11 protein-coding genes are annotated in these 11,863 nt (G+C 68.5%); 6 read left to right on the forward strand and 5 right to left on the reverse strand.

What is annotated here, in order from left to right; all coding sequences use genetic code 11:
- Positions 1 to 134: 134 nt before the first annotated feature.
- Entirely contained in the window at positions 135 to 1,418 is a 1,284-nt protein-coding gene (locus C6569_RS09440; protein WP_106748604.1) for an O-acetylhomoserine aminocarboxypropyltransferase, read from the forward strand.
- Positions 1,419 to 1,707: 289 nt separating this feature from the next.
- Here the strand turns inward: C6569_RS09440 and C6569_RS09445 are convergent, their stop codons facing one another.
- Positions 1,708 to 2,793: a COX15/CtaA family protein gene (locus tag C6569_RS09445; protein ID WP_106748605.1), complete on the reverse strand. Its 1,086-nt coding sequence runs from the start codon at positions 2,791 to 2,793 to the stop codon at positions 1,708 to 1,710.
- Positions 2,794 to 2,886: 93 nt separating this feature from the next.
- On the opposite strand from C6569_RS09445, the gene C6569_RS09450 reads away from it, so the two are divergent.
- A complete protein-coding gene (locus C6569_RS09450; RefSeq protein ID WP_106748606.1) occupies positions 2,887 to 3,108 on the forward strand; it encodes a DUF2842 domain-containing protein in 222 nt (73 codons plus the stop codon).
- 17 nt (positions 3,109 to 3,125) lie between these two features.
- A complete protein-coding gene (panC, locus tag C6569_RS09455; protein ID WP_106748607.1) occupies positions 3,126 to 3,968 on the forward strand; it encodes a pantoate--beta-alanine ligase in 843 nt (280 codons plus the stop codon).
- Positions 3,969 to 3,977: 9 nt separating this feature from the next.
- On the opposite strand, the gene C6569_RS09460 is transcribed toward panC, so the two are convergent.
- The 3 genes from C6569_RS09460 to C6569_RS09470 all read right to left on the reverse strand — a co-directional run bounded on the left by C6569_RS09460 (position 3,978) and on the right by C6569_RS09470 (position 7,147).
- Positions 3,978 to 4,391 (reverse strand): DUF1489 family protein, encoded by a 414-nt coding sequence (locus tag C6569_RS09460; protein ID WP_106748608.1) that lies wholly within the window; start codon positions 4,389 to 4,391, stop codon positions 3,978 to 3,980.
- A 46-nt stretch (positions 4,392 to 4,437) separates the two neighbouring features.
- Positions 4,438 to 4,797, reverse strand: coding sequence for a hypothetical protein (locus C6569_RS09465; protein ID WP_106748609.1), 360 nt, complete (start codon positions 4,795 to 4,797; stop codon positions 4,438 to 4,440).
- A gap of 301 nt (positions 4,798 to 5,098) precedes the next feature.
- Positions 5,099 to 7,147 carry an acetyl-CoA carboxylase biotin carboxylase subunit gene (locus C6569_RS09470; RefSeq protein WP_106748610.1) on the reverse strand — a complete coding sequence of 683 codons (2,049 nt, stop codon included), beginning with the start codon at positions 7,145 to 7,147 and terminating at the stop codon, positions 5,099 to 5,101.
- A 261-nt stretch (positions 7,148 to 7,408) separates the two neighbouring features.
- On the opposite strand from C6569_RS09470, the gene C6569_RS09475 reads away from it, so the two are divergent.
- The 3 genes from C6569_RS09475 to C6569_RS09485 all read left to right on the forward strand — a co-directional run bounded on the left by C6569_RS09475 (position 7,409) and on the right by C6569_RS09485 (position 11,035).
- Positions 7,409 to 8,944 (forward strand): peroxidase family protein, encoded by a 1,536-nt coding sequence (locus tag C6569_RS09475; RefSeq protein ID WP_106748611.1) that lies wholly within the window; start codon positions 7,409 to 7,411, stop codon positions 8,942 to 8,944.
- A 96-nt stretch (positions 8,945 to 9,040) separates the two neighbouring features.
- Entirely contained in the window at positions 9,041 to 10,438 is a 1,398-nt protein-coding gene (locus tag C6569_RS09480) for an amidase (RefSeq protein ID WP_106748612.1), read from the forward strand.
- A 300-nt stretch (positions 10,439 to 10,738) separates the two neighbouring features.
- Positions 10,739 to 11,035: a GIY-YIG nuclease family protein gene (locus C6569_RS09485; protein WP_106748613.1), complete on the forward strand. Its 297-nt coding sequence runs from the start codon at positions 10,739 to 10,741 to the stop codon at positions 11,033 to 11,035.
- A 14-nt stretch (positions 11,036 to 11,049) separates the two neighbouring features.
- On the opposite strand, the gene C6569_RS09490 is transcribed toward C6569_RS09485, so the two are convergent.
- Positions 11,050 to 11,778, reverse strand: a complete 729-nt coding sequence (locus C6569_RS09490; RefSeq protein ID WP_106748614.1) for an SDR family NAD(P)-dependent oxidoreductase — start codon at positions 11,776 to 11,778, stop codon at positions 11,050 to 11,052.
- Positions 11,779 to 11,863: the final 85 nt, after the last annotated feature.

Here is an 11,863-nt window from a genome sequence, read left to right on the forward strand (position 1 = left end):
GAAAACCGCTCGTCTCCCTGAGCCGCGGAAAAGAAAATTCTCTTTCCTTGACCCTGTCCTCCGGCGTTCGGTAAAACGAACATCTCGTTCGTCAATCAAGCCAGCCGCAGGGCGGCACCCCAAGGAGGACACCCATGGCCGATCGCGCCCCCGGTTTCGCGACCCTCGCCGTTCATGCCGGCGCCCAGCCCGACCCGACCACGGGTGCCCGCGCCACGCCGATCTACCAGACGACCTCCTTCGTCTTCGACGACGTCGACCACGCCGCCTCGCTGTTCGGGCTCCAGGCCTTCGGCAACATCTACACGCGCATCGGCAACCCCACGAACGCGGTGCTTGAGGAGCGCGTGGCGGCCCTCGAAGGCGGCACGGCGGCCCTCGCGGTCGCCTCCGGCCACGCGGCGGAATTCCTCGTCTTCCACGCCCTGCTGCAGCCGGGTGACGAGTTCGTCGCCTCGAAGAAGCTCTATGGCGGCTCGATCAACCAGTTCAACCACTCCTACAAGAGCTTCAACTGGAACGTTGTCTGGGCCGACCAGGACGATGTGTCCTCCTTCGAGCGCGCCATCACGCCGAAGACCAAGGCGATCTTCATCGAGAGCATCGCCAATCCGGCCGGCGAGATCACCGACATCGCCGCCATCTCGGCGATCGCGAAGAAGCACGGCCTGCCGCTCATCGTCGACAATACGCTGGCGACCCCCTACCTCATCCGCCCCTTCGAGCACGGCGCCGACATCATCGTCCATTCCGCCACCAAGTTCCTCGGCGGCCACGGCAATTCCATCGGCGGCGTGATCGTCGACGGTGGCTCCTTCGACTGGATCAAGTCGGGCCGTTACCCCTTCCTGACCTCGCCGCGCCCGGAATATGGCGGCATCGTCCTCGCCGAGACCTTCGGCAATTTCGCCTTCGCCATCGCCACCCGCGTGCTCGGCCTGCGCGACCTCGGCCCGGCGCTCTCGCCCTTCAACGCCTTCCAGATCCTCACCGGCATCGAGACGCTGCCGCTGCGCATGGAGCGCCACTGCGCCAATGCCCAGAAGGTGGCCGAATTCCTCTCGACCCATGCGAAGGTCGCCTGGGTGTCCTATCCCGGCCTTCCCGGCGACAAGGGCCATGCCCTGGCGAAGAGATACTCACCGAAGGGCGCCGGCGCGGTCTTCACCTTCGGCCTCAAGGGCGGCTTCGACGCCGGCGTGAAACTGGTGTCGGAGGTGCAGCTCTTCTCGCACCTCGCCAATGTCGGCGACACCCGCTCGCTGATCATCCACCCGGCTTCGACGACGCATCGCCAGCTGTCGGACGAGCAGAAGACGGTGGCCGGTGCCGGGCCCGAGGTGGTGCGCCTCTCCATCGGCATCGAGGACCCGGCCGACATCATCGCCGACTTGGAAAAGGCGCTGGGAGCGGTGTGAAGCCAGAGCTTCAACATCCATCATGCCCGGCCTCGTGCCGGGCATGATGACCGAGTGGTTTGCCCACTCGAACGATTGCTGCACGTCGCCAGTGCGTCCTTCGAGGCTCGCCTTTCAGGCTCGCACCTCAGGATGAGGATGTGGAGACCTGCAGCACGGCTGTCGCAGCGAAACGGTTCTGCCAGACGCCCAACCCCCTCATCCTAAGGTGCGAGCCCCGGCGATGCGTCAGCATCGTCCGGCGGCGAGCCTCGAAGGACGCACTCGCTCACTGCAAGACGCCGTCCCCCTACTCCGCCGGAACCGCGCGCCCCGCCGGCAGCCCCGCGATCCGCGGCGCGCGGGTCAGCGCGAAGACGTGCGACAGCGCATGGCCCAGCACCAGCACGGCGAAGCCCTGGTGCAGCAGCCCCGCCCAGAGCGGCACCACCAGCATCAGCGTGACGATGCCGATCACTGCCTGGGCCGCGATCAGCCCGAACAGCACCGTGGCGCCCTTGCCATAGGCCGTGCCGCGCGCCGCCAGCAAGTGCCAGAGCGCCAGCCCCAACAGCCCATAAGCGACGAGGCGGTGGTTGAACTGCACGAGCGCCAGGGAATCGATGAAGGCCTCGAAGACGCTCGGCTTGTCGAAGAGCACGGCCATGGGCGGCACCAACGCGCCGTCCATCAGCGGCCAGTCGTTGAACCGCATCCCCGCCTTGTTGCCGGCGACCAGCGCGCCGAGGGCGATCTGCAGCGCCAGCACCGCCAGCACGGCGATGCCGCCGCGGCGCACCGCGTCCGACACCGGCTCGCGACGCCGCTCCGGCATCAGCCTCAGCGCCGTCCAGACCAGCAGCGCAAAGATGAGGCAGGCGAGCGACAGGTGGAACATCAGCTTCAGCGGCGCCACATAGACCATGCCGGGCCGGAGGCCCGAGGCCACCATCAGCCAGCCGACGAAACCCTGCAGGCCCATGAGCAGGCCGATGGCGAAGGTGCCGGCGGCGAGCCGCGCCGACATGCGTCCGCGCGCCACAAAGTAGAGCCAGGGCAGCAGCATGGCCGCGCCCACCAGCCGGCCGAGGAAGCGGTGGCCCCATTCCCACCAGTAGATGAACTGGAAGTCGCCGAGGCTCATGCCCTGGTTGATGGCCTGGTACTGCGGGCTTGCCCGGTACTTGGCGAACTCCTCCGCCCATTGCGCCGCCGTCAGCGGCGGCAGGGCGCCGGTCACCGGCTTCCATTCGGTGATCGAAAGGCCGGAATCGGTGAGCCGCGTCGCCCCGCCCACCACCACCATGGCGAAGACGAGAGCGGCCACGGCGAGCAGCCAGAGGCGGATGGCGCGGTCGGTGTCGGGGCGGGACGAAAGGTCCGCTGGCGCCGTCATGCGGCGATCCTCCAGCTTGTGATGAGCGTACCGGCCGAGATATAGCCCTCCCCTCCCGCCCGGCAAGGCGGCAACCCCGCCCGGTGGTCACGCATGCGTCAACGCACCCGCAAACTCGTCGGCACGGTCCTGCTCCTCATCTGGGTGGTGTTCTACGCCCTGGTGGTGATGGCGATCATGCACAACGCCGTCCGTCGCTTCGGACCCGTGGGCGAGCCGGTCTTCTACGCCCTGGCCGGCATCGCCTGGATTCCCGTCGCCATGTTGGTGATCTGGTGGATGACGCGGCCCGACCCCGACGACGACGAGGCCTGACCTCTTTGGAGACGTGCATGAGCGATGAGACCCCCGCCGTCGCAAGGACCATCGACGAGATCCGCGCCCGCGTCGCCGGCTGGCGCGCCGAGGGCCTGAAGGTCGCGCTGGTGCCCACCATGGGCGCCCTCCATGCCGGCCACGTCTTGCTGGTGGAGACCGCGCGGCGCCACGCCGACCGGGTGGTGGTGTCGATCTTCGTGAACCCCACCCAGTTCGCGCCTACGGAGGATTTTACGGCCTATCCCAGGACCTTCGAGGCGGATCTTCGCACGCTCGCGGCGGTCGCCGCCGAGGCTGTCTATGCGCCCGCCGTCGCGACCATGTACCCGCCCGGCGCCGCCACCACCGTGAAGGTCGAGGGCCCCGCGGCCGTGGGTCTGGAGGACGCCTCCCGCCCCTTCCATTTCGCCGGCGTCGCCACCATCGTCGCCAAGCTGTTCACGCAGGTCGCCCCCGACGTCGCCGTCTTCGGCGAAAAGGATTTCCAGCAGCTCGCCGTCATCCGCCGCATGACGGCCGACCTCGACCTGGCCGTCGAGGTGATCGGCTCCCCGACACTGCGCGAGGCGGACGGCCTCGCCATGTCCTCGCGCAACGTCTACCTCTCCCCCGACGAGCGGGCGAAGGCCCCCGCCCTCCACCGCATTCTCCAGGAGGTTGCGGCAGCGCTCGGCGGAGATCCCGCCGCGGCCGTGGCGAAGGGCCGCGCAGCCATCGCCGCCGCCGGTTTCGACCTCGACTATCTGGAACTGCGCGCCGCCGACGATCTGGGAGAGCCGCGCCCCGGCGTGCCCTGGCGCCTGCTGGTGGCCGCAAGGCTGGGCCAGACGCGGCTCATCGACAATATCGCGGTGTGACGCTGCCGGTCAGAGCAGCCCCAGCTCTGCCAGTTCCTTCGCCAGCTCCGGCGGCATTCCCTTGGTGGCGCCGGAATCGAGGTCCGGCGGCGCATCCGCGGCGGCGAGATAGCGCCAGCCCTGGAACGGCCCCTTGCGGCGGGGCTGCACCCGGTGGATGACCGGCTCGAGGATGAGGTCGCAGCGCGAAATGCCCTCGCCGTCGGTGAAGGGGCGCACGCCCAGCAGCTTCTGGCGGCAGAGCACCTGCCCCTTGATCACCCAGTAGAGCGAGCCCTCGCCGATGATCTCGCCGGCCCGCTTCGGCTGCATCCGGGTGGTGTGGACCTGCTCGCCGAAGCTCTTGATGCGCCAGTCGACCCATTGCTGCAAATCCTCGACGGAGTCGGCGCCGACGCAGAGCTTGATGAGGTGCAGGGTCATGTCGGCAATCTAGCGCGGTGGGTGCGCCGCCCCAAGGGCCGCGGCGTCAGCGGCTGGGGACAAAGGGCAGCGGCCGGAGCGCCAGCGCCATGCAGAGGTCGGTGCGCCAGACGCGCCCGTCCCGCCGCGCCGCGACGATCACCCGCTGCGGCACCCGGAACGACACGCCGCAGGCCGCCGCGCTCGCCGGCGTCAGCAGGGTGATGGAGGTGAGGTCCGGGCCCTTCTCCAGCCGCTGCACGTCGATGGTCGCCTGCACCTGGCCGCGCGCCACGGTGACCGCCGCCACCGTGCCCTCGAAGACGATGTCGGCGCGCTGCACGATCTCGGCGCGGGAGAAGTTGAAGCACTGGCAGGCGGAGGCGTGGGTGGCGGCGAGCAAGGCCGCGAGGGCGAGGAAGGCCACTCCGTAACGCCAAGAAGACTGCAAGCGGGCAAGTGAGTCCTTCGAGGCGCGGCTCCGGACGATGCTGGACGCATCGCCGGGGCCTCGCACCTCAGGATGAAGAGGAGGGAGACTTGCACCATCCGGGCTGGACGCGCGGCGCCGACGCCTCATCCACACAGATGCCATGCACTCCCCTCCTCATCCTGAGGTGCGAGCCCTGGCGAGACGCGAACGCATCCCGCGTTCGCTCGATGATGGGGCGAGCCTCGAAGGACGCACTTGGGCGGTGCAGGGCGCTCGCCGACCAGAATCACCGCCCTCACGCCGCCTGCGCCTCGGCCGCCTCGATGGAGGCCACCGGCGCGCCCTCGGCCACCTGCTCGCCGGCCAGCACCGCCACCATGGTGACCGTGCCGTCGGAGGGTGCCACCAGCGTGTGCTCCATCTTCATCGCCTCGATGACGGCGATGCGGTCGCCCTTGGCCACCTGCTGTCCCGCCTCGACGAAGACCTGCACGACCTTGCCGTGCATCGGCGCCTTCACCGACCCGCCGCCGTCGAGATGGTCGAGGTCGACATCGAGCGGATCGAAGGCGCGAACCTCGGTCTGGCGGCCGTTACGGATGACGAAGACGCGGTCACCTGCGGATACGAGCTTGGAGTCACAGGGATAGGACACCTTGTCGCCCGCATAGATGAAGTCGAAGAGCGGGCCGAAGCCATATAGCGTCGGCGCGGCGGGGGTAACCGGAGCACCAGTCCCGAACACCACGGCGGGACCCGATTGCGACCACGTCACAACTGCATTCTGGGTTTCGCTGTCAACGACGACGGCCAACTTGCGCTTCCAGGGATCGTTGGAAAGCAGAAATCCGTCCGCATGAGCCGGTTCCCAAGGGCTCTCTCGAAAGTCGATGCCCGTCTGATTCAATCGCTTGAGGTCGCCCTGAATCAGCCGCAACACCCCCACAGCCGCCGCCCTCGCATCCATCGGCTGCGGCACCGCCCCCAACGCCTCGACGTTCCGGTCGATGAAACCCGTGTCGAAATCCCCCTCGCGAAATCCCTGCGCCTCGGTCAGCGCCTTCAGGAACCGCACATTGGTGCGCGGACCCGCCACCACCGTCGCGGCCAGCGCCGCACCCAGCCGGTCCAGCGCCTCGTCGCGGGTCGCGCCATGGGCGATGATTTTCGCGATCATCGGGTCGTAGTAGGGGGAGACCTCCGCGCCCTCTTCCACGCCCGTATCGATGCGCACACCCTCCGCCGAACCGAACTCCAGCGCGTGCAGCTTGCCGGTCGAGGGCAGGAAGCCCTTTTCCGGGTCCTCGGCATAGAGCCGCGCCTCCACCGCATGGCCTTCGATGGAAAGGTTCTCCTGCAAGAGCGGCAGCCGCTCCCCCGAGGCCACCCGGAGCTGCCACTCCACCAGATCCTGCCCGGTAATCGACTCGGTGACCGGGTGTTCCACCTGCAGGCGGGTGTTCATCTCCATGAACCAGAACCGGTCGGGCTGCAGCCCCTGCGACCCGTCGGCGATGAACTCCACCGTTCCCGCGCCGACATAGCCGACCGCCTTTGCCGCCTCCACCGCCGCGCGACCCATGGCCTCGCGCATCGCGGCGGGCATGCCGGGGGCCGGGGCCTCCTCGATCACCTTCTGATGGCGGCGCTGCAGCGAGCAGTCGCGCTCGAACAGGTGGACGACGTTCCCATGGCTGTCGCCGAAGACCTGGATCTCGATATGGCGGGGCGACAGCACGTATTTCTCGATCAGCACCCGCGGATCGCCGAACGCTCCTTGAGCCTCGCGCTGAGCAGAGGCAAGCGCTTCATCAAAATCTACTGCCTTGTCGACGCGCTTCATGCCCTTGCCGCCGCCGCCGGCGACCGCCTTGATGAGCACGGGGTAGCCGATCTCGTAGGCCTTCTCCTTCAGGAATTTCGGCTCCTGGTTGGCGCCGTGATAGCCCGGCACCACCGGCACGCCGGCCTTCTGCATCAGGGCTTTCGCGCCGTCCTTCAGGCCCATGGCGCGGATGGCCGAGGCGGGCGGGCCGACGAAGACGATGCCGGCCTCGGCGCAGGCCTCGGCGAATTCGGCGCGCTCGGAGAGAAAGCCGTAGCCCGGATGGATCGCCTCGGCCTTCGCCTGTTTCGCCACGGCGATGATCTTCTCGATGACGAGGTAGCTCTCCCGCGCCGCCGCCGGGCCGATGCAATAGGCCTCGTCGGCCATGCGCACGTGCATCGCGCCAGCATCCGCCTCCGAATAGACCGCAATCGTCCTCAGGCCCAGGCGCTTCGCCGTCTTCATGACGCGGACGGCGATCTCGCCGCGGTTGGCGATGAGAACGGAGGACAGCATGAAACACCCGCAATCTGACCAGTGATCGGACGACGAGGCTAGCCGCTTCGCGGCCTTGGGCCAATGCGTCGGATGGTCGGGACAACCCTGGTTGCAGACCCTCTTGCAAATAACTTAAAGTTGCATTCTATAATGGCGCTATCCCTGGTTTGAGCAACCGACGACACTGGCCTTTCGCGTGCGGCAGCGCGCGAGCGGCTGGCTGCCTCTGTCCATCAGGGCCATCGAGCCGCCTTTCCGCCTGTGTTCCGGAGATGACCCATGACCATCCAGCATGGCCTGCCCGGTCGCCAGCCGACCCCGCTCTCCCTGCAATCGCCCGCCAATACCGACCCCGGCCTGTTCGGCCGGATGTTCGAAGGCCTGCCACCGCTGACCGCCTCGGACGATGCGCTCGAGGCACTGGCCAACGCCATGAAGGATGCCGATCCCCGCAGTCCCGGCGGCAATTCCAAGATTCCCGCCGGCATCACCTATTTCGGCCAGTTCATCGACCACGACGTCACCCTCGACGTGACGCCGCTCGCCGAGAAGCGCGCCGACAGGAGTGGCAAGACCAATTTCCGCACGCCGCGTGTCGATCTCGACAGCCTCTACGGGCTCGGTCCCGACGTCATGCCGCATCTCTATCACCGCGAGCAGAAGCTCGGCTTCATCGGCAACAAGTTCGTGCTCGGCCTGGCCACGGAAAGCGACAAGCTGATCACACCGGGGACATTTCCGGACATCGAAGGCGGTGACCTGCCTCGCGGTCCCGAAGGCCATGCCCTGATCGGCGATCCGCGCAACGACGAGAACCTGATCGTCGCGCAGACCCATCTCGCCTTCCTCAAGTTCCACAACCACGTCGTCGACAAGCTGCGCGGAACCGTGGCGGACGACCGCCTCTTCCTGGAGGCCCGCCGCACCGTGACGTGGCACTACCAGTGGATGGTCCTGCACGAATTCCTGGAACTGCTGACCGGCGAACCCGGGATCACCGCCCGCATTCTGAACGAGGGGCGGAAGTTCTACCGGTTCCGGTCACGGCCCTTCATGCCGGTGGAGTTTTCCGCCGCCGCCTACCGCTTCGGGCACAGCATGATCCGCGAGGGCTACAGCCACAATATCGTCTTCCGGCCGGGCGGCGCCACGGTGGCAACCCTGCCGCTCCTGTTCCACTTCACCGCCAAGTCCGGCGGTATCGGTGGGCGCATCCTCTTCGAAGGCCCGTTCCCGGCGGGCCTGCCCGGCATGGCGACCCTTCCCAGCAACTGGGTGATCGACTGGCGCCGCTTCCACGAGCTCGGCACCCCCAAGGGCACGCCGAACTTCGAGTTCAACGTCGCCCGCAAGATCGACCCGTTCCTCATTCCGACGCTCCACACGCTGCCCGGCTTCCCGGCCGGGCGCGAGGGCAATCTGGCGTTCCGCAACCTCAAGCGCGGCGTGCTGCTCGGCCTGCCCTCGGGGCAGACGATCGCCGCCCACATGAAGGTGAAGCCGCTCACCAAGGCGCAGCTCTCCTCCGGGCCGGACGGTGCGGTCGCCGCCGCCAACCGCCTGATCGACCACACGCCGCTCTGGTACTACATCCTGAAAGAGGCCGAACAGCTCGGCAGGGGCGAGCATCTCGGACCCGTCGGCAAGACCATCGTCGCGGAGGTCTTCGTCGGCCTCGTCGCCGGCGATCCGCAGTCCTACCTCTCGGCGACGCCGCAATGGACCCCTTCCGGCATCGGCCCCGTCGATGGGCGTTTCACCTTCGCTGATCTCCTGAGCGTGGTCGGCGACATCAATCCCCTCGGCGACGGCTGAGGCCGGAGACGGATCGCATGGCGCTTGCGCGCGCCGCGCATCTTGGCAAAGCACCCGGGCCGGGCCGAAGGTGGCGCGAATGCCACCGGGTGCCCCATGCCACATCTCGCCGACCTTTCCGCCGCCGCCCTGTCCGAAGCCTATGCGGCGAAGAGCCTTTCGCCGGTTGAGGTGACGCGCGCCGTCCTCGCCCGTATCGAGGCCTGCGAGCCCGCGCTCAACGCCATGTACATCGTCTCGTCGGACGCCGCGCTGGCGGCGGCGAAGGCGGCGGAGACGCGCTGGGCCGCGGGCGCGCCGCTCTCCGCCCTCGACGGCGTGCCGGTGACGGTGAAGGAAAACATCGGCACGAAGGGCGACCCTGCCCCCATCGGCGTGCCCATCGCCGACATGACCCCGCGGGCGGAGGACACGCCGGTACCCGCGCGCCTGCGCGAGGCCGGCTGCGTCATCCTCGGCAAGACCACCATGCCGGATTTCGGCATGATGTCCTCGGGGCTCTCCTCGCTGCACGGCGTCACCCGCAACCCCTGGGACCTGACGAAGAATCCCGCAGGCTCGTCCTCCGGCGCCGGCGCCGCGGCGGCGGCCGGCTATGGTCCGCTGCATATCGGCACCGACATCGGCGGCTCGATCCGCCTGCCGGCCGCCCATTGCGGCCTGTTCGGGCTCAAACCCTCCTATGGCCGCGTGCCGATCCACCCGCCCTTCCTCGGCCGCGTCGCAGGACCCATGACCCGCACGGTGGAGGATGGCGCGCTGCTGATGAACGTCATTTCGCGGCCCGACCCGCGCGACTATGCGAGCCTCCCCTATGACGGCCAGGACTTCGCGGCGGACCTCGGCGGCCTCGACCTCAAGGGCCTGAAGGTCGGCGTCATGACGGCCATGCCGGCGGGCCTGCCCGCCGATCCCGCCATCGTCGGGGCGGTGGAGGCGGCGGCGGCGGCGCTCGCGGCGGAGGGCGCCATCGTCACGCCGGTCGCGGGCTATCTCACCGAAGCCATGCTCGACGGCATCTGCCGCTTCTTCGAGGCCCGCTCTTATGGCGACGTGGCGCGGCTCTCGGCAGCCGAGAAGGCGCGCGTCCTGCCCTATATCGTCGAGTGGGCGACCTGGCGCGCCGGCGCCTTCACCGGCGACGACGTCATGAGCGGCTTCCTCGCCGTACAGGCCATGCGCGAGGCCGCCACGAAGGCGATCCAGGGTTTTGATGTCCTGCTCTCGCCCTGCACCTGCCCGGTGAACTATGCGGCCGAGGCCCACTCCCCCACCGACGACCCGCGCCGGGCGCTGGAGCACATCCCCTTCACCGTGGCGCAGAATTTCTCCGAACAGCCGGCGGCGAGCGTCAACTGGGGCTATGACGCGACGGGCTTCCCCATCGGCGTGCAGGTCACCGGCCACCGGTTCGACGACGCGGGGGTGATGCGGCTCTGTGCGGCGATGGAGAAGCTCAGGCCGGCGCAGAAGGCCTGGCCGGTGGTCGCCTAGATCGGCGCGTCTGCGCCCTGCATGACCCAAGTGCGTCGTTCGAAGCTCGTCGCCGGCCGATGCTGTCGCATCGCCGGGCCTCGCACCTCAGGATGAGGGGGATCGGGACTGGCATCAGCGTCGAAAGGGATGGCCCGCATGCCCTCAACAGGCCGTCCGGCCGGATGCAATTCACGCCCCTCCTCATCCTGAGGTGCGAGCCGCTGCGATGCGCAGCATCGCAGAAGGCGAGCCTCGAAGGACGCACTTGCGTCGTGCAAGCAGATTGCCCCCGAGCGCATCTGCCGCGATGATCGCCTCATGCGCGCCTTCGTCTACATCCTGCGCTGTTCCGACGGGTCCTCCTATGTCGGCTCGACCCGCGGAGAGGATGTGGCGAGGCGCCTGTCCGAGCATCAGCAGGGTCTCCATGACGGCTATACGGCCGCGCGGCTGCCGGTGACGCTTGTCTGGTCCGGCGCGTTCGACCGCATCATCGACGCCATCGCCTTCGAGCGACAGTTGAAGGGCTGGAGCCGCGCCAAGAAAGAGGCGGTGATCCGGGGGGAGTGGGACCGGCTGCCTGACCTCGCTTCCCGTCTGGGACGCTCCTCCTGAGGGCGCATCTCCCCTCAGATCGGCGCCACGCCCACCGTCATCCCGCCGCACACGTACAGCACCTGCCCCGTCACGAAGCTCGCGCCCTCCGACAGGAAGAAATCGGCGGCGTGGGCGATGTCCTCGGGCTGCCCGAGCCGCTGCACCGGCACGCCGCGGATGATCGCCTGGGTGCGCGGCGAATTGTGCGGATTGGCCGACTTGAACAGCTCCGTCTCGATCGGCCCGGGACCGATGGCGTTCACCGTGATCCCATGCGGCGCGAGCTCCAGCGCCCAGGTGCGGGTGAGGCCGATGACCCCCGCCTTGGTGGCGGAATAGGCGGTGCGCAGCTCCTTGCCGAGCGCCGCCCGGCTGGAAATGGTGACGATCCGCCCCTGCCCCGCCGCCTTCATGGCCGGCAGCGCCGCCTGCGCGGCGAGGATGCAGGCGCGCAGGTTGATGGCGACGACCCTGTCGAAATCCTCCAGCGTCGTCTCCTCCAGCGTCGCGGGGGCGGCGATGCCGGCATTGTTGACGAGCCAGAGGATGGCGTTTGTGGCGGTGATGGCGGCCAGCGCTGCTTGAGTCGCCGCGAGGTCGGTGAGGTCGCACTGGACGAAGCGCGCGGCGGAGGACTCAGCCGGGGCCTCGCGATCGAGAATGACCACGGAAAGCCCGCGTGCCAGCAGCTTTTTCACGATGGCCGCGCCGATGCCGCGGGAGCCGCCGGTGACCAAGGCGGCGGGTTCAGGGGTGCTCATGCGTTTCGTCCCTCATGCGGGCCGTTCGCCGGCCCTTGTGGGGACGAGACTAGCCGGCTCCCAGCGGATCAGGCGAGCGGCTGCG

This window comes from Phreatobacter cathodiphilus (assembly GCF_003008515.1).
Lineage (GTDB): Bacteria > Pseudomonadota > Alphaproteobacteria > Rhizobiales > Phreatobacteraceae > Phreatobacter > Phreatobacter cathodiphilus.